The organism is Nonomuraea gerenzanensis (assembly GCF_020215645.1).
Taxonomy (GTDB): Bacteria; Actinomycetota; Actinomycetes; order Streptosporangiales; family Streptosporangiaceae; genus Nonomuraea; species Nonomuraea gerenzanensis.
The window spans coordinates 7417044-7435778 of the sequence record NZ_CP084058.1; the positions used below are offsets into that span (position 1 = coordinate 7417044).

Sequence of the window (18735 nt, forward strand, 5' to 3'; positions counted from 1 at the left end):
TCCTGGTGCCGGACTACTGGAACGAGGCGTCGTCGATGGTGAAGCCGTCGGTGCCCGCGGTCGTCTCGACGTAGAAGGTCGCGCCGGTCAGCGTGCCGCTCCACGAGACGGTCGCCGTGCCGGTGAGCCGGGTCCAGCCGCTGGAGGTGACCGGGGTGGCCGGGGTGAGCTGGAGATAGCTGGTCGTGCCGCCGGCGGTGAGCGCCAGGGTCGCCTTCGCGCTGGGCGTGCCGCTCTGCGCGCGCACCCAGACGCTGGTGGTGTAGGTCCTGCCGTTGGTGAGCTTCGCGGTCACGTCCTGGGTGGTGCCGTTCCATGACGCCGTACGCCCGGCGATGGCCAGCGCCCGCGCGCCCGCGTGCACCGGGTCGGTCACGGACGACAGGGCTCCCCCGGACGCGCCCCAGCCCGTGGTGCCGCTCTCCATGTCGCCGTTGGCGAGCAGGTTGCCGCCGGAGCCGCCGGTGAACTGCCACCAGTTCACGTTGAACAGGTTGCCGCTGCCGCCGGTGTACCTGAAGTACAGGTCATGGGTGCCCGTCGCGCCGGTCACCGGGCAGGTGACCGTCGTCCAGGTCTGCCAGCCGCCGGTGCCCGGCACCGTGCACGTCCCCACCAGGGTGCCGCTGACCCCGCCCAGGCGCAGCTCGATCCGGCCGCCGCTGGTCGCCGAGGCCACTCGCGCGCTGAAGGACGTCGCGCCGGAGCCGAAGGCGACGCCCTTGACCTTGATGTAGTCGCCGTTCTCGATCCAGCCGACGTTCATGCCGCCCTCGCCGGCGGGCTCGGTCTCCACGCCGGATCCCCAGGCGATCGTCTCGGCCTCCTGGCGGACGTACGGATTCAGCGTGCCGACCTGGGGCGCTCCGGCCGTGGTCATGTTGATCGTGGGGATGGTGCCGTCGGCGTTGTAGGTGAACTTCTCCACGGCCACCGAGCGGGTGAAGCCGCCACCGCCCGGCAGGGCGCCGTTGTGGTAGAAGAAGTACGATCCGCCGTTGAAGTCGATGATCCCGGCGTGGTTGGTGAAGCTGCTGCCCTGCGTGGGCATGACCGTCCCGCGGTAGGTCCACGGGCCGGTGGGTCCGGGAGCCGTCGAGTAGCCGATGAACTCCGAGCAGCACTTGGCGGCGAAGACGTTGTAGTAGAGGCCGTTGCGCTTGTAGACCCAGGGGCCCTCCTCGTACAGGGTGGGCCGGCTGGCGTTGCCGGTCCGGGTGCCGAAGCCCGCCGTGGTGAGCGGGATCTGGGTGGGGCTGCCGGAGTAGGAGATCATGTCGGCGTTGAGCCGGACGTACCAGAGGTTGGGATTACCCCAGTACAGGTACGCCTGCCCGGTGTCGTCGATGAAGACCGAGGGGTCGATCTCGCCGTTCCTGACCAGAGGGCGGCCGATGGCGTCGGTGAAGGGCCCGGTGGGGCTGTCGGAGACGCCGACGCCGATGGCCATCTGACCGCTCGCCCGGTCCTTCACCGGGACGTACCAGTAGAACTTGCCGTTGCGGTGGACGGCCTGGCCCGCCCACGCGTCGGCGCTGGCCCAGGCGAAGGTGGCCACGCTCATCGGCGAGCCGTGGTCGGTCCAGTTCACCATGTCGGCGGACGACCAGACCCGCCACTCCTTCATGGTGAAGTACGTGGAGCCGTCCTCGTCGTGTCCCGTGTAGAGGTAGACGCGGCCGTTGTGCACCAGGGGGGCGGGGTCGGCGGTGTAGATGGTCTGGACGATCGGGTTGTCCGCCCTGGCCGTGCCGGGGATCATCGCCACGCCGCAGAGCAACGCCATGATCGCTAGCGCGCCGCGCCGCAGCAGGGCGCCGAGCCGAAGTCTCATGGTCACCTTTCCGATCGAGGCCGGGGGGTGTCAGGTGCGAGTCCGGCGCCGGAGTGTCGGGTCCGGCGCCGGTCGCCGCCGACTGGTCAGGTGCGGGTGAACCGCTGGTTGGTGCCGCCGTGGCAGGTGTAGAGCTGGAGCCGGGTGCCGTTGGCGGTGCCCTGGCCGACGGCGTCCAGGCAGCGCCCGGACTGCACGCCGGTGATGGTGCCGTCGGCGTTCAGCCGCCACTTCTGGTTGGCGCCGCCGTGGCAGGAGTAGATCTGGACGACGGCGCCGTTGCCGGTGCCGCCCGCGTCCAGGCACTTGGTGCCGTAGACCCTCAGCTCATCGGCGGCGGTGGCGGCCCACTGCTGGTTGGCCTGTCCGTTGCAGTCCCACAGCTGCACGGCGGTGGCGTCGGCGGTGGCGGCGCCGGGCACGTCCAGGCAGCGCCCGGAGCCGGCTCCCTTGAGCTGCCCGGCGGGCGGCACGGTCGGGGTCGTGGTGGACGAGCCGCCGTCCAGGCCGAAGAAGCGGATGGCGTAGGCGGCCATCCCGGTGCGCGGCAGGTCGTGGCCGGCGCCGGTGATGGTGTACGCCTCGACCTGCCCGGAGCCGTAGACCCGCCGGGTCCAGCCGGACTGCGGGCTGTCGGTGGTGGCGGGGGTCTGGCTCAGCCCGTGGACGTTCGTCCACTGGTCGATCTCCTCCTGCAGCATCGTGTACGGCAGCACGGAGTCGGCGGTGCCGTGCCAGGCCATCACCCGGGGGCGGGGCCCGGTGTAGCCGGGGTAGGCGTTCCTGGCCAGGTCACCCCACTGCTGCGGGGTCTTGTCGCCGCAGCCGGCGGGGCCGAGGCAGCCGTAGGGCACCCCGGCGAACGGCGCGCCCGCCTTGAACACGTCCGGGTACGTGGCGAGCAGGTTGAGGGTCTGCATCGCGCCGGAGGAGAAGCCGGTGGCGAAGACCCGCTCCGGGTCGCCGTTGTAGCGTTGCAGCACGTAGGTGGCCATGGAGACGATCGACACCGGGTCGCTGCCGCCGCCGTGCCGCAGGGCTTCGTTCGACCACACGTCGAAGCAGTTGGACATGCCGTTGGCGCTCTTGTTGGCCTGCGGGTAGATGACGACGAAGCCGTGCCGGTCGGCCAGCGAGGCGAACTCGGTGCCCTGGTGGAAGCCGGGCGCCCAGCCGTTGCACCCGTGCATCGCCACCAGGACGCCCGGCCGGGGCGCCACCGTGTCGGGCACGTAGAGGTACATCCGCAGGCCGCCGGGGTTCGCACCGAAGCTCGTCACCTCGGTCAGGACCGCCGCCGACGCCTGCGGCGCGGCCGTGAGGAACCCGGCCAGCGCGGTGACCAGCGCCGTGATCAGGGCCGCCAGGGCGGCGGCGAGGCCCGCACGCCTGCTTGTCCGGGGTCCGCTTCGTGTCATGGGTCCGCCTCTCCACTGTTAGCGCTAACAGACCGCTGCCGGGGTGGCGGGATGGAGCAAACACGAGCCAGAAAGGTACTGTCAAGAGCGCCTTAACATGCGGAGGTCGGAAAGTAAGCACCCCGAACGCGCTCACCTCGGATTACCTTATTCGGGCACTCCCGACCAGCCACAGCGGCGTCGTGAAACTTTCATCCAGCACCGAAACGGCCCACTCGCCGAAACTTTCAAGGCCACAAGTCGCACGTGAGCCGGAGCCCCAACCCGCCCGAGCGCCGCTGGAGCCGAAAGTTTTCAGAGCATCCTTGACAATTTTCGGCACTCTTCCCACACTGAGTGCCTGCTGCTCGACAAAGGGATCACTTTCCCGACGCCCGTGGTGTGCGTCCCCCCGGATCCCTTCCCCATGATTCGCCTATGGAGGCTCAAGCATGCGTGTCAACGCCATGTCCCCCCCTACCGCCAGGCGGCCACGCGGCGCGCGCCGGGCACTGATCGCCGGGGCGCTCGGCGCGCTCGGCCTGGTCACGGCACTGGCGACGGCGGTCCCCGCCGGCGCCGCGGCGAGCACGCTCGGCGCCGCCGCCGCACAGAGCGGCCGCTACTTCGGCACCGCCATCGCCGCGGGCAAGCTCGGCGACTCCGCCTACACGACCATCGCCAACCGCGAGTTCGACATGGTCACCGCCGAGAACGAGATGAAGATCGACGCCACCGAGCCCAACCGGGGGCAGTTCAACTTCACCGCCGGTGACCGCGTCTACAACTGGGCGGTCCAGAACGGCAAGCGGGTGCGCGGCCACACCCTGGCCTGGCACTCCCAGCAGCCGGGCTGGATGCAGCAGCTGTCGGGCAGCTCGCTGCGCCAGGCCATGATCAACCACATCAACGGCGTCATGGGCCACTACAAGGGCAAGATCTACGCCTGGGACGTGGTCAACGAGGCCTTCGCCGACGGCAACTCCGGCGGCCGGCGCGACTCCAACCTCCAGCGCACCGGCAACGACTGGATCGAGGTGGCCTTCCGCACCGCCCGCGCCGCCGACCCGGCCGCCAAGCTCTGCTACAACGACTACAACATCGACAACTGGAGCTGGGCCAAGACCCAGGGCGTCTACAACATGGTCAGGGACTTCAAGGCCCGCGGCGTCCCGATCGACTGCGTCGGCCTGCAGTCCCACTTCAACAGCAACAGCCCCTACAACAGCAACTACCGCACCACCATCCAGAGCTTCGCCGCTCTCGGCGTGGACGTGCAGATCACCGAGCTGGACATCCAGGGCGGCTCGGCCACCACCTACGCCAACGTCGTCAACGACTGCCTGGCCGTGCCGCGCTGCACCGGCATCACGGTCTGGGGCGTCCGCGACACCGACTCCTGGCTCGGCTCCGGCGCCGCCGCGCTGCTCTTCGACGGCAACGGCAACAAGAAGGCCGCCTACACCGCGGTGCTCAACGCGCTCAACGGCGGCACCACCACCACGCCGACGCCCGGCGGCGACGCCGGCCAGCTCAGGGGCGTCGCCTCCGGCCGCTGCGTGGACGTGCCCAACGCGAACACCGCCGACGGCACCGCGGTGCAGCTGTGGGACTGCAACGGCCAGACCAACCAGCAGTGGGCCCAGACCTCGGCCGGGGAGTTGAGGGTGTACGGCAACAAGTGCCTGGATGCCGGGGGCACAGGCAACGGTGCCAGAATCCAGATCTACTCCTGCTGGGGCGGCGACAACCAGAAGTGGCGCGTCAACTCCGACGGCACCATCGTCGGCGTGCAGTCCGGGCTCTGCCTCGACGCGATCGGCGCCGGCAACGGCAACGGCACGGGCCTGCAGCTCTACAGCTGCTCCGGAGGCAACAACCAGAAGTGGACCTACAACCCCGCGTCCGTGTAGCCGCACGGCGCGGCCGGTGACCGGGCTCCTGTGGCCGAGCCCGGTCATCCGGCATGTCAGCGCGGCTATCGTGTCCTTAATTTCAGAAGATCGATTACGCCTCCCGCCGCAGCACACGGCCCCGGTACGCCTCCCACCGAGCAGCCCTCTCCGAGGCTGTGAGGCAGCAAGTTAATTCATCTAACTTCGCAACGTACCTCTTGCCATCGCGTAACTTCTGTGAAACTTTCACAAGCACGAGCAGTGCGGCGCGATCTCCTGGGGCCGCGAAACTCCAGGCAGGCGGGCCTTCCGGCGGCGACGCCCGAGCCGGCGAGGGGTTGCCCTCGTTGACGCCGGGCCGCACCGTCGGATGTACTCCGCGACAACCCGCCCGACGGAATTGGGCCACACAGCTCTGCAGGACCGAATGTTAGCGCTAACAACGCGATCCAGCGAAGGAGCCCGGAGACGAGCCCACCGGCAGCGACGCCACCCCCGATCGGCGAGCCGGAGGCCCGACCCGGCGCGCCCGTGGCCGGCGGCGGCCGGTCACCGCCCCCCATCCCCGAGGAGTTCCGCATGTCCTTGAGCCGTCGTCAGCTCTTACAGGCCGCAGGCGCGACCGCCGCGCTCTCGGTCGCCGGCCAGGTCGCCGGCGCGTCCCCCGCGCTGGCCGCGATCCCCTGGGCCAGACCGGACATCGGTGTGTCGGCCTACGAGTTCGACCTCGGCCAGGTCCGGCTGACCTCCGGCCGCTGGCTGGACAACCAGAACCGCACCCTCAGCTACCTGCGCTTCGTCGACGTCGACCGGCTGCTGTACGTCTTCCGCGCCAACCACCGGCTGTCCACCGGCGGCGCGGCGGCCAACGGCGGCTGGGATGCCCCGAGCTTCCCGTTCCGCTCGCACATGCAGGGCCACTTCCTGACGGCGTGGGCGCAGGCCTACGCCGTGCTCGGCGACACCACCTGCCGTGACAAGGCCACCTACATGGTGGCCGAGCTGGCCAGGTGCCAGGCGAACAACGGCGCCGCCGGATTCACCGCCGGCTACCTGTCCGGCTTCCCCGAGTCCGACATCACCGCCGTGGAGAACCGCACCCTGACCAACGGCAACGTGCCGTACTACTGCATCCACAAGACCCTGGCCGGGCTGCTGGACGTCTGGCGGCTGATCGGCGACACCCGGGCCAGGACGGTGCTGCTGGCCCTGGCCGGATGGGTGGACACCCGCACCGCGCGGCTCAGCACCGCCCAGCTGCAGGCCATGCTCGGCACCGAGTTCGGCGGCATGAACGCCGTGCTGACGGACCTGTACCAGCTGACCGGCGACTCCCGGTGGCTGACCACGGCCCGGCGCTTCGACCACGCGGCCGTGTTCGATCCGCTGGCCGCCAACCAGGACCGGCTCAACGGGCTGCACGCCAACACGCAGGTGCCCAAGTGGATCGGGGCGGCCCGCGAGTACAAGGCGACAGGCACGACCCGGTACCGCGACATCGCGGCCAACGCCTGGTCCATCACCGTCGGCGCGCACACGTACGTGAACGGCTCCAACAGCCAGGCCGAGCACTTCCGCGCCCCGAACGCGATCGCGGCCCACCTGACCAGGGACACCGGCGAGGCGTGCAACACCTACAACATGCTCAAGCTGACGCGGGAGCTGTGGCTGCTGTCGCCGTCCCGGGCCGACTACTTCGACTACTACGAGAACGCCCTGCTCAACCATCTGATCGGCCAGCAGAACCCGGCCGACGCGCGCGGGCACGTCACCTACTTCACCCCGCTCAACCCCGGCGGGCGGCGAGGGGTCGGCCCGGCCTGGGGCGGCGGCACGTGGAGCACCGACTACAACTCCTTCTGGTGCTGCCAGGGCACCGGGATCGAGACCAACACCAAGCTGATGGACTCGATCTACTTCCACGACGGCACCACGCTGTTCGTGAACCTGTTCACGCCCTCCACGCTCGACTGGAGCCAGCGCGGCATCACCGTCACCCAGACCACCTCCTACCCGGTCGGCGACACCACGTCGTTGCAGGTCACCGGTAACGTGAGCGGGTCGTGGACGATGCGCGTCCGCATCCCGGGCTGGACGCAGGGCGCGACGGTCAGCGTCAACGGGGTCCAGCAGTCCATCGCCACCACCCCGGGCTCCTACGCCGACCTCACCCGGTCGTGGACCTCGGGCGACACCGTGACCGTGCGGCTGCCCATGCGGGTGATCATGAAGGCCGCCAACGACAACCCCGGCGTGCAGGCCGTCACCTACGGCCCGGTCGTGTTGTCGGGCGACTACGGCGACACCGCCCTGTCGTCCGCCCCCACCCTGGTCCCCTCCTCGGTCACCCGCACCGGCGCCTCCTCCCTGACCTTCACGGCCACGGCCGACGGGGCGCCGGTGCGGCTGGCGCCGTTCCACGACGCCCACGGCCACAACTACGTCGTCTACTGGAACACCGGCGGCACCGGCGGCACCGGCGCGGCGAGCTTCCGGCTCGTCAACGCGGCCAGCGGGCTGGTGCTCGGCATCCAGAACATGTCCACCGCCGACGGCGGCCCCGCCCTGCAGTGGACCGACAACGGCACCGCCGACCACGACTGGGTTCTGGTCGTGGACGGCGCCGCCCTGCGGTTGCGCAACGTGCACAGCGGCAAGGTGCTCGGCGTCGAGAACATGTCGACCGCCGACAACGCCAGGGTGATCCAGTGGGGCGACACCGGCACCGCCGACCACCGCTGGACGGTCACCGACGCCGGCGACGGCTCCGTCAAGATCCGCAACGTGCACAGCGGCAAGCTGCTCGGCATCCAGAACGGCTCCACCGCCAACGGCGCCCAGGCCGTCCAGGACTCCGACAACGGCAGCCCAGACAACCAGTGGCGGTTCGTGCCGAACGGGGCGCGGCGCATCCAGAACGCGGGCACCGGGATGGTGCTCGGCGTCACCGGCATGTCCACGGCCGACGGGGCGCTGGTCGTCCAGTGGGGCGACACGGGCACCGCCGACCACCTGTGGACGGCCGTCGTGGACACCGGCGGCTACCTGCGGCTGCGCAACTCCCACAGCCAGAAGGTGCTGGGCGTGGAGAACATGGGCACCGCCGCCGGGTCGCGCGTCGTGCAGTGGGCCGACAACGGCACCGCCGACCACCGCTGGCGGCTGCGTCACGGCTCGGGCGCCGCCTTCCGCATCCAGTGCGCCAACGGCGGCCGGGTGCTGGGCCTCGCCGGCACCTCTCAGGGCGCGCAGGTCGTGCTCGCCGATGACAACGGCTCGAACAACAACCTCTGGAGGTTCCTGTGAGGCGCGTGCTCGCGGTCCTGTCGTGCTTGTTACTCGTGAGCGTGTCGCTCACCCCCCAGGCCTCGGCCGCGACGGTCGACACCAACGCCTGGTACGTGCTGGTCAACCGTAACAGCGGCAAGGCGCTGGACGTCTACAACCTGGCCACCAACGACGGCGCCCGCATCACCCAGTGGACCCGCAACAACGGCAACCAGCAGCAGTGGCAGTTCGTCGACTCCGGCGGCGGCTACTACCGCATCAAGTCCCGCCACTCCGGCAAGGTCCTGGACGTCTACAACTTCTCCACCGCCAACGGCGGCGCCATCGTGCAGTGGGCCGACGGCAACGGCACCAACCAGCAGTGGCGCCTGGCTGACAGCTCGGAAGGTCACGTGCGCTTCATCTCCCGCCACAGCAACAAGGCCCTGGAAGTACAGGGCGCCTCCACCGCCGACGGCGGCAACATCGTCCAGTACGACGACTGGGGCGGCGCCAACCAGCAGTGGCAGCTCGTCAAGGTGGACGGCGGCGGCAGCGGCAGCGGCTACACCAACCCGGTCGTCTGGCAGGACTTCGCCGACGGCGACATCATCCGCGTCGGTGACGCCTACTACTACTCGGCCTCGACGATGCACTACTCCCCCGGCGCGCCGATCCTGCGCTCCTACAACCTGGTGGACTGGGAGTACGCCGGGCATTCGGTGCCCAGGCTCGACTTCGGCTCCAGCGCCTACGACCTGAGCGGCGGCCGGGCGTACGTGAAGGGCATCTGGGCCTCGACGTTGAACTACCGGCCCAGCAACAGCACCTACTACTGGATCGGCTGCGTCGAGTTCAACCGCACCTACGTCTACACCGCCTCCGCCGTGGACGGCACCTGGACCAAACGCTCGCAGATCAACAACTGCTACTACGACGCCGGCCTGCTGATCGACACCGACGACACGATGTACGTCGCCTACGGCAACGGCACCATCAGCGTCGCCCAGCTCTCCGCCGACGGGCTCAGCCAGGTGCGCGCCCAGCAGGTGTTCCAGACGCCGAGCAGCGTCGGCACCCTGGAGGGCGCCCGCTTCTACAAGCGCAACGGCTACTACTACATCTGGCTGACCCGCCCGGCCAACGGCCAGTACGTGCTCCGCTCCACCTCGCCGTGGGGCCCGTACGAGATGCGCCAGGTCCTGCTCGACCTGCCCGGCCCCATCTCCGGCGGCGGCGTCCCGCACCAGGGCGGCCTCGTCCAGACCCAGAACGGCGACTGGTACTACATGTCGTTCGTCGACGCCTACCCCGGCGGGCGCGTGCCCGCGCTCGCGCCGATCACCTGGAACGGCGACTGGCCGACGCTGCAGACCGTCAACGGCACCTGGGGAGTCACCTACCCCAAGCCGAACATCCAGACCAGCCGCACCGTGGCGTCCATGATCGGCCCCGACACCTTCACCTCGCCCGCGCTCGGGCACCGCTGGGAGTGGAACCACAACCCCGACACCAGCCGCTACTCCACCGGCAACGGCCTGCGCCTGCAGACCGCGACCGTGACGAACGACCTCTACAACGCCCGCAACACGCTCACCCACCGCATCCAGGGCCCGTCGTCCACGGCGACGATCGAGCTGGACTACTCCCAGCTGGCCAACGGCGACCGTGCCGGACTGGCCATGCTGCGTGACCAGTCGGCCTGGATCGGCGTCAAACGCGACAACGGCGTCAACCGGGTCGTGATGACCAACGGGCTGAGCATGAACAGCTCGTGGCAGACCACCGGCACCGGCACGGAGGCGGCCAGCGCGGCCGTCTCGGGCGGCCGGATCTGGCTGCGGGTGGCCGCCGACATCCGGCCGGGCTCCGGCAGGCAGGCCCGCTTCTCCTACAGCACCGACGGCAGCACCTTCGTCAGCCTCGGCCCGGCCTTCACGCTCAACAACGCCTGGCAGTTCTTCATGGGCTACCGCTTCGGCATCTTCAACTACGCCACGCAGTCCCTCGGCGGCGCGGTCACCGTGCGCCGCTTCGACCTCACCACCCCCTGAGGAGAGATCCTGTGAAACGCAGATTCCTGACCGTCCTGGCGACGGTGGCCACCTTACTGGCGAGCCTGCTCCTCGCCGTGCAGCCCGCCGGCGCGGCCACCGTCGACACCAGCGCCTGGTACGTGCTGGTCAACCGCAACAGCGGCAAGGCGCTGGACGTCTACAACCTGGCCACCAACGACGGCGCCCGCATCACCCAGTGGACCCGCAACAACGGCAACCAGCAGCAGTGGCAGTTCGTCGACTCCGGCGGCGGCTACTACCGCATCAAGTCCCGCCACTCCGGCAAGGTCCTCGACATCTACAACTTCTCCACCGCCAACGGCGGCGCCATCGTCCAGTGGGCCGACAACAATACCAACAACCAGCAGTGGCGCCTGGCCGACAGCTCCGACGGCTACGTCCGCTTCATCTCCCGCCACAGCAACAAGGCCCTGGAAGTACAGGGCGCCTCCACCGCCGACGGCGGCAACATCGTCCAGTACGACGACTGGGGCGGCGCCAACCAGCAGTGGCAGCTCGTCAAGGTGGACGGCGGCACCGGCAACCCCGGCCAGTGCGACCTCCCGTCCTCCTACCGCTGGACCTCGACGGGCCCGCTGGCCACCCCGAGGGCCGGCTGGGTCTCGCTCAAGGACTTCACCGTCGCCCCCTACAACGGCCGGCACCTCGTCTACGCCACCACGCACGACACCGGCACGCGGTGGGGCTCGATGAACTTCAGCCTCTTCAGCAACTGGTCGGAGATGGCCACGGCCAGCCAGAACGCGATGACCAACTCCACGGTCGCGCCCACCCTGTTCTACTTCGCGCCGAGGAACATCTGGGTGCTGGCCTACCAGTGGGGTGGCACCGCCTTCTCGTACCGCACCTCCAGCGACCCGACCAACCCCAACGGCTGGTCGGCGCAGCAGACGCTGTTCACCGGGAGCATCTCCGGCTCCGGCACCGGCCCCATCGACCAGACGCTCATCGGTGACAGCACGAACATGTACCTGTTCTTCGCCGGTGACAACGGCAAGATCTACCGCGCCAGCATGCCGATCGGGAACTTCCCCGGCAACTTCGGCAGCACCTCCACCGTGATCATGAGCGACACCACGAACAACCTGTTCGAGGCCGTCCAGGTCTACAAGCTCCAGGGCCAGGACAAGTACCTGATGATCGTCGAGGCGATCGGCGCGCAGGGCCGCTACTTCCGCTCCTTCACCGCCACCAGCCTGAACGGCTCGTGGACCCCGCAGGCCGCCACCGAGGGCAACCCCTTCGCGGGCAAGGCCAACAGCGGCGCCACCTGGACCAACGACATCAGCCACGGCGAGCTGATCCGCACCAGCGCCGACCAGACCTTCACCGTGGACCCGTGCAACCTGCAGCTCCTCTACCAGGGCCGCAGCCCCAACTCCGGCGGCGACTACGGTCTGCTGCCCTACCGTCCCGGCCTGCTGACACTCCAGCGCTGACGGCACGGCGGGCGGCCCGGACCTCCGGGCCGCCCGCCGTGTCCCGTCGTGCGGGACAACGCCGCGTCGTCCCTGTCAGCCGAGCTTGAGCAGCAGCTCGGTGAGCTCGGCCGGCATGGTGATCATGCAGTCGTGGCCCGTCTCCAGCTCCCACACCTGCGCCGGGCTGCCGTCCGGCTGGAGCGCCGGGACGGGCCGCCGCTCGATGCCCTCCGGGACGCCGACGACGCAGTGGATGTGCGTACGCGGGATCAGGCGCGCGGCCGGGTCGTCGAGCCGCACCGGTTGCCGGTAGCAGAGCACCGGCTGGTCCGACAGCATCGACCGCAGCCAGGCCACGTCCGCCGGGTCGGTGACCCCGAACAGGCCCATGGGCGGCGGCAGCTCCGGCATCGGCGGGACCAGCCAGCCGGTCTCGGACTCCGCGGCCCGGTCGATGAGGGCCTGGATCACGGGGTGCACGTCCACCGCGCTCTCGCCGTCCTCCGGGACCATCGCGTCGAGGAAGACCAGCCGGGCGATGCGGCCGGGGACGCGGTTGGCGGCGGAGGAGATGACGAGCCCCGCGTAGCTGTGGCCCACCAGGATCACGTCGGTGAGGTCCGCCTCGGTGATCAGCCTGACGAGGTCGTCGGCGTGGGTGTCCAGCCCCACCTCGGGGCCGAGCAGGTGCGCCCGGTCGCCGAAACCGGTCAGCGACGGCGCCTCCACCCGGTGGCCCGCCGCCGTGAGCAGCGGGACCACCCGCTCCCAGCACTGCCCGCTGTGCCAGGCTCCGTGTACCAGCACATAGGTCGACATGATGTGGCTCCTCGCTCTCGGAAGGGAGCACCGGCCGCGCTCGCCCGTGCCCGTGCGGTAAGCGAGGTTTCCGCGCGCCCGGGGAGTGAGCCAGAGCCCCCGCGATCCTGGGAGTGACAGGGCCAGGCAGGCACGAAGGCGCACGAAGTACCGTGGGGGCATGAGCGACGAACGCAACCTGCTGGGCGACTACGTTCGCGCCCGCCGGGAGCTCGTCACTCCCGAGCAGGCCGGCCTTTCCTCCGTGGGCGTCCGGCGGGTGCCGGGCCTGCGCCGGGAGGAGGTCGCGATGCTCGCCGGCATCAGCGCCGACTACTACCTGCGCCTGGAGCAGGGCCGTGACCGCAACCCCTCCGCGCAGGTCCTCCAATCCCTGGCCCGGGTGCTGCGGCTCGACGACGACGCGACGGCCTACCTGCTGCGCCTCGGCGCGGACCGGCCCCGGCGGCGTCGGCGGCGGCCTCGTCAGGAGACCGTCCCGCCGGGGGTGGCCAAGCTCGTCGGCACGCTGCCGCTGCCCGCGTACGTGGAGGGCCGCTACTTCGACGTCCTCGCCGCCAACGCGCTCGCGACCGCGTTGTCGCCGCGGCTCGCGGCGGGGCGCAACCGCCTGCGTGACGTCTTCCTCGACCCCGCCGAGCAGGCCCTCCACCCCGGCTGGGAGGACGCGGCGCAGGGCCTGGTCGCCGGCTTCCGCGCCTCCGTCGGCACCGACACCGACGACCCCCGCCTCATCGAGCTCGTCGGCGAGCTGTCCCTGGCCAGCCCCCTCTTCAGCGGGCTCTGGGCCCGCCACGACGTGAACACCTGCGAGGGCACCCCCAAGCGCCTCGACCACCCCCAGGTCGGCACGCTGTGGCTGAACCGGGAGCGGCTCGGCGTCAGCGGCGCGCCGGGCGTGACGCTCGTCGTCCTGCATCCGGACGCCGGCACCGGCAGCGCCGACAAGCTGGCGCTCCTCGCGTCCCTCCTGGCGGCCTGACCTCGCCGTCCGCGACCGGCCGGGTGGTGGCCCGATTGCGGGCATTCGCCGGATCCGGCGTCCGGAACATGGGCCGTCGCAGCGCATTCCTTGGCCAAGTGCCGGGTGACGGGCCGCCCACTACGGAATCCTTGACCGGGAGAAGACGACGCAGCCCGCCCCCGTGGCTGCCTCGGCGCGGTGAACGAGTGCGATGGCGGATCCGTGGAACAGCTGGAATACCGAAAGCTCATCAGGGTGCTGGAGCAGGTGGCCGCGGCTCGTCAAGGGGCGCTCTATCCGGTGCTGGCCGAGTCCCTGGCCGTCCATCTCGGCTGGACCGACGCGTTCGTCGCCGAGAACCCCGCGTACCTGGCGCTGGGCGGCGACGGCGAGGAGCAGTACCGCACCACGTTCCGGCCGGACTTCGTGGAGGAGTACGTCGAGCGCTGGCGCTGGAACAACCCGTTCGCCTCGCACGACGGGGTCGCCTGCCTGACCCGCCGCGGTGTGGCCACCCTCGGGCAGCTGCGCCTGCGGGCGACCGGCCCCGAGCGGGACTTCGCCGACACGTTTCTGCGCCGCAACGGCATCGACGACATGCTGAAGATCGTCATCAGGTCCGCGGTCACGGGCACGGTCAGCACGCTGGGGGTGCCGTTCGACGGCGCGCGGCGCGCCATCGGGCCGGGCGACCTGCTGATGGCGGCCACGCTGGGGCCACTGCTGAGCCCGTACTTCGACGCCGATCCCGGGCCGCCCGTCGCCGTGCGGGGCCTCACCACGCGGGAGCGTGACGTGGCCGAGCTGGTGCTGCTGGGGCTCGCTCAGGAACGCATCGCGCAGCGGCTGGACGTCAGCCAGAGCGTGGTCGAGCGGCATCTCGCCTCCGTGCTGGTGAAGATGGGATGCGGTGATCCGGCCGAGCTGGCCGCCCGGTGGGAGGAGCGTCCGGCGAGCTGACGCACGGCTCCCGCCCGCGGCCGGGCCGGCGCGGGCCCGGGGCACCGGTCCGCCCCCGGCGCCGCGCCGGCCACGGGTCACCGCGTACGGCGGGTCATCGTTGCGTCGGCTCCGGCGGCGCGGGGACGGCCTCCCGCGCGGGGACGTCCTCCCCGGCGGCACCGGCTTCCCGCGTGGCACCGGCTTCCCGCGCGGCACCGGCTTCCCGCGCGGCGCCGGGCCGGGCGGGCGGCACCACGTGCACCTGGGCCGCCCCGATGTCGAAGTACAGCCCGACCAGCTTCAGCCGCCCGGCCGCGACCTGCTCCTCGACCCGGGGGTAGGTCCGCAGGTTCTCCAGTTGCTGCTGCACGTTCTGCCGGCAGAGCAGTTCGAGCGCGTCGTCCGGGCGTTCGCCGCCGAGCCGGGTCAGGCTCGCGTCGCCGTGCCGGAGCCAGCGGCGCAGCTGGGGCAGGTCCGCCGTGGTCGCGGGGCCGCTGAGCAGGGCGGCCATCGCGCCGCAGCCGGAGTGGCCGCAGACCGTGATGGTGTGCACGTTGAGGACGCGGGTGGCGTACTCGATGGCGGCGGCCACCGAGTCGTCGCCCGGCGTGGCGCCCGCGCGTGGCACCAGGTTGCCGATGTTGCGGACGGTGAACAGGTCGCCGGGGCCGCTGGAGGTGATCAGGCTCGGCATGATCCTGGAGTCGGCGCAGGTGATGAACAGATGGGTGGGCTGCTGCTTGGCGGCCAGCTCGGTGAGGATGGGCCGCACGAGCGGCGCCGTACGGCGGTGGAACTCCTCGGCGCCCCGGGTGAGCCGGCATTCCGCGGCCGTGGCGGAGTCGGGACGGCGGTGCGTCCACGGCAGCCACCAGCGCCCCGACGGCTTGGGCGGGCTCTTGGCGGGGAACATGCGGGCGCCGCCGGCCGCCAGCGTGTACCACTCGTCGTGCAGCTCGTCGATGGTGACGGTGCCGCCCAGGCGTTCGTGGTCGAGCCGCCAGCTGTGGAGCGCGTCGAAGGCGGCGTTGTCCATGAAGTCGATGTTGAGGTCGAGGTCGACGGCGGTGCCCGCCGGGATGGCGCGCAGCTCCTGGGTCAGCCGGGGCACGCCGAGGAAGGTGAGCGAGCCGGAGACGGTGGCGTGCAGGCGGCCGTTCGGCTCCTCGCGCTTGTCGACCGTGATCCTCGTCAGCCGCCGCAGCGCCAGCAGCGCGGCCAGGGCGAGCCCGGCCAGCACGCCCTCGGCCAGCCCGACGAGGATCACGCCCGCCATGGTCACCACGTAGACGGAGATCTCGTTGTGTCCGTGCACCTTGCGTACATGGCCGAGGCTGATCGTCCTGATGCCGATGAAGACGAGCAGGGCCGCCAGCGCCTCCATCGGGATGAGCTGGATCGTTCCACCGAGGCAGAGCGCGAACAGCAGCACCCAGACCCCGTGCAGGATCGCCGACCGGTGGCTGCGGGCGCCGGCCCGGACGTTGGTGGTGCTGCGCACGATCACGCCGGCCACCGGGAGACCCCCGAGCAGGCCGCTGACCACGTTGGCCACGCCCTGCCCGGACAGCTCGCGGTCGAGGTCGGCGCGGCGGCCCGAGTGCTGGCCGTCGATCGCCACGCAGCACAGCAGCGACTCGGCCCCGGCCAGCAGCGCGATCAGCAGCATGCCGCCGGCCACGTCGTGCCAGTCGCCCTGCGGCAGCTCGGGCGGCGCCCACTCGGTGATCGCGCCGGTCAGGTCGATGCGGGTGACGTTCCAGCCGAAGACCCAGGCGGTGCCGGCGGCCACGAGCAGCGCGGCCAGCGGGGCCGGGACCGCCCGGACGTGCTTGGGCAGCCGCCCCCAGACCAGCATGACCGTGACGGTGAGCACGCCGACCATGACCTTGTGGCCGTGCATGTCGATGATCTGGCCGGGGAGCTGGGTCAGGTTGGCCAGCGCGGAGTGCTGGGGACTGCCGCCCAGCACCACGTGGAGCTGGGCGAGCGCGATGATGATGCCGACGCCGGCCAGCATGCCGTGCACGACGGCGGGCGAGACGGCCAGCGCCGCCCGCGCCGCCTTGAACACGCCGAGCAGCACCTGCACGGCGCCCGCGAGGATCGTGATGACGCAGGTGGCGCGCCAGCCGTAGGTGTGCACCAGGCCCGCGATCACCACGGTCAGGCTGGCCGTCGGCCCGCTCACCACGACGGCCGAGCCGCCCAGCCAGCCGGCGACGATGCCGCCCACGGCGGCGGCGACCAGTCCCGCCGCCAGCGGCGCCCCGGCGGCCATGGCGATGCCCAGCGACAGCGGCACCGCGATGAGGAAGACCACCAGTGACGCCGGAAGATCGTATCTGAGAGTTCGTATGAAGCTACTCTCTGTAGTTGTTGTGCTCATGCGGCACACCTTAGAGCGTCGAACCACGAACGTTCAGACATGAGCAGATCTCGTCGGGCGTCGTCGCGCGGCGGAGCCACTCATCGCCGACCGGGTCAGCGCGGCGCCGCGGGACGCGGGCGTCACGGTGGCGGCGACCGCACCGCCCGGGACGGCCCTCAGGCGACCTTGGCGGAGCTCGCCTTCCAGGTGTTGCAGGCGCCCGGCTTGCCCGACTTGTAGCCCTGCTGCGACCAGTAGAGCCGGTTCGCGGTCTTGCCGTGGAACCTGTTCTTCCAGAACTCCGGCACCTTGACGACCGGCTTCCAGTCCTTGACCTGGCGCCCCACGGCCTTGGCCGACACGCCGACGAAGCAGTCGAGCTGCAGGTAGTAGCGGCGGTTGTGCTCGTTCATGACGGTCTCGGAGGCGTCGTTCTCCAGCCCCCACCACGCCTCGCCGATGCCGGTCTGCCCGGTGACCACGCCGCCCCACGTCCGGGTGATGGAGGTGAACACGGTCAGGTCGTTCTTGGCCTTGATCCAGTCGTCGGCCAGGCGGACGCGGAGCTGCGTGGCGCAGATCTCGGAGAAGGAGCCGGCGACGTCCATGCCGGTGGAGCAGGACTCCTTGTCGTCGGCGTCCTTGAAGACCACCTTGACCGGGACGAAGCCCTTGATGGCCGGCTTCCAGGCCGCGTTGAGGCAGCCGACCAGTCGGGTGATGTACTTCCTGGTGGAGGCGGCACTGGTGCCCTTGGTCAGCTTGCAGGCGACCTTGGGGAGTGCGGCCGCCTTGTAGAGGGCGTTGTGGGTGAGGTCGGGGGCGCCCTTGACGGGCTCGGCGAGCGCCGGAGCGCAGAGGAGGGCCAGGCCCATGGCCGTCCCGGCCGATAAGCGGATGATCATAGAGCGGATCTTAGGGGCACGGCGTGCCAGGCGGGGAACCGAGCCACGGCCGGTGCGGTGCGTTCAGGTGGCGAGGGTGTGCCGCCAGTGCTCGGCGGACTGGGACATGTCGCGGTGCAGGTGCCGGAAGAACTGACCGGCGGTGTGCAGCCGCGCGCCGGCCGGGCTGCCCTCGCCGTAGAGCTGGGCCCCCTGCTGCGTGAACCGCGCCCACAGGACCATGCCGTGCAGGCTCGCCAGCCACGCCTGGTACCAGACGTGATCGTCGATCAGGTACCTCTCGCGCCGGCCCCGGCGTTCGCGGGTGATGAGGCCGCGCTCCCCGAGCCAGCCGACCGCCTTGGAGACGGAGGCCGGGCTCACCCGCAGCCGGGCGACGAGCTCCGCGGCGGTGGCGCCGCCGGTGTCGGCGGCGAACAGGCAGACGAGCACCCTGGCCATCATGGCCGGGATCCCGGTCCCGGTCATCATCGCCGCGAAGCGCTCCTCGAACTCTCGCACCGACTCCGGCTCACCCCCGGACGCGGCGGGGTGGGCGATGGGGCCGGCAGTGAGGTCGGCGGCGTGCGGGACCGGCCGGCGGCGGGCTCGCCATCGGGTGGCCTGCTCGGCCTGGTTGGCCCGGTAGCGGTGGTGCCCGCCGTTGCGGGCGACCTCGCGGACGATCGTGGACGTGGACCGGCCGAGCCGGCGCGCGATCTCGGCATAGGCCAGGCCCGCGGCCAGCCCTTCGGCTATGCGCCGGCGCTCCTCGTAGGTCAGACGGCCCGCCGCCATCGCCACCTCCCCCGCGATGCGTTCACTGTCATCGTCAACGCATCGACTTTATCGTCCGTAGCTCG

Annotated in this window: 12 protein-coding genes; 6 read left to right on the plus strand and 6 right to left on the minus strand. The window is 70.8% G+C overall.

What is annotated here, in order from left to right; translation table 11 throughout:
* Positions 1-13 precede the first annotated feature (13 nt).
* Together LCN96_RS34470 and LCN96_RS34475 are read right to left on the minus strand one after the other, a co-directional pair.
* Positions 14-1834: a family 43 glycosylhydrolase gene (locus tag LCN96_RS34470; RefSeq protein WP_225266606.1), complete on the minus strand. Its 1821-nt coding sequence runs from the start codon at positions 1832-1834 to the stop codon at positions 14-16.
* Positions 1835-1920: 86 nt separating this feature from the next.
* Entirely contained in the window at positions 1921-3252 is a 1332-nt protein-coding gene (locus LCN96_RS34475; protein ID WP_225266607.1) for an extracellular catalytic domain type 1 short-chain-length polyhydroxyalkanoate depolymerase, read from the minus strand.
* A 431-nt stretch (positions 3253-3683) separates the two neighbouring features.
* Between LCN96_RS34475 and LCN96_RS34480 the strand changes: the two genes are divergently transcribed.
* From LCN96_RS34480 to LCN96_RS34495, 4 genes are all read left to right on the plus strand, one after another.
* Complete coding sequence (locus LCN96_RS34480; RefSeq protein ID WP_225266608.1) at positions 3684-5144, plus strand: endo-1,4-beta-xylanase; 1461 nt, start codon at positions 3684-3686, stop codon at positions 5142-5144.
* A 561-nt stretch (positions 5145-5705) separates the two neighbouring features.
* Positions 5706-8432 (plus strand): beta-L-arabinofuranosidase domain-containing protein, encoded by a 2727-nt coding sequence (locus tag LCN96_RS34485; RefSeq protein ID WP_225266609.1) that lies wholly within the window; start codon positions 5706-5708, stop codon positions 8430-8432.
* Positions 8429-10447 (plus strand): family 43 glycosylhydrolase, encoded by a 2019-nt coding sequence (locus LCN96_RS34490; protein ID WP_225266610.1) that lies wholly within the window; start codon positions 8429-8431, stop codon positions 10445-10447. The genes LCN96_RS34485 and LCN96_RS34490 overlap by 4 nt, the downstream gene beginning before the upstream one ends.
* Before the next feature lie 44 nt (positions 10448-10491).
* Complete coding sequence (locus LCN96_RS34495) at positions 10492-11910, plus strand: non-reducing end alpha-L-arabinofuranosidase family hydrolase (RefSeq protein WP_404823986.1); 1419 nt, start codon at positions 10492-10494, stop codon at positions 11908-11910.
* Between the two features lie 75 nt (positions 11911-11985).
* Here LCN96_RS34495 and LCN96_RS34500 read toward each other — a convergent pair whose 3' ends face one another.
* Positions 11986-12711 carry an alpha/beta fold hydrolase gene (locus LCN96_RS34500; protein WP_225266612.1) on the minus strand — a complete coding sequence of 242 codons (726 nt, stop codon included), beginning with the start codon at positions 12709-12711 and terminating at the stop codon, positions 11986-11988.
* Positions 12712-12871: 160 nt separating this feature from the next.
* On the opposite strand from LCN96_RS34500, the gene LCN96_RS34505 reads away from it, so the two are divergent.
* Both LCN96_RS34505 and LCN96_RS34510 read left to right on the plus strand, forming a co-directional pair.
* Positions 12872-13693, plus strand: a complete 822-nt coding sequence (locus LCN96_RS34505) for a helix-turn-helix domain-containing protein (RefSeq protein ID WP_225266613.1) — start codon at positions 12872-12874, stop codon at positions 13691-13693.
* Between the two features lie 204 nt (positions 13694-13897).
* Entirely contained in the window at positions 13898-14635 is a 738-nt protein-coding gene (locus tag LCN96_RS34510) for a helix-turn-helix transcriptional regulator (RefSeq protein WP_225266614.1), read from the plus strand.
* Between the two features lie 94 nt (positions 14636-14729).
* Here LCN96_RS34510 and LCN96_RS34515 read toward each other — a convergent pair whose 3' ends face one another.
* From LCN96_RS34515 to LCN96_RS34525, 3 genes are all read right to left on the minus strand, one after another.
* Positions 14730-17006, minus strand: a complete 2277-nt coding sequence (locus LCN96_RS34515; RefSeq protein ID WP_225266615.1) for a bifunctional SulP family inorganic anion transporter/carbonic anhydrase — start codon at positions 17004-17006, stop codon at positions 14730-14732.
* 158 nt (positions 17007-17164) lie between these two features.
* Complete coding sequence (locus tag LCN96_RS34520; protein WP_225266616.1) at positions 17165-17893, minus strand: neutral zinc metallopeptidase; 729 nt, start codon at positions 17891-17893, stop codon at positions 17165-17167.
* Positions 17894-17956: 63 nt separating this feature from the next.
* Positions 17957-18670: a helix-turn-helix domain-containing protein gene (locus LCN96_RS34525; RefSeq protein WP_225266617.1), complete on the minus strand. Its 714-nt coding sequence runs from the start codon at positions 18668-18670 to the stop codon at positions 17957-17959.
* Between the last annotated feature and the right edge of the window lie 65 nt (positions 18671-18735).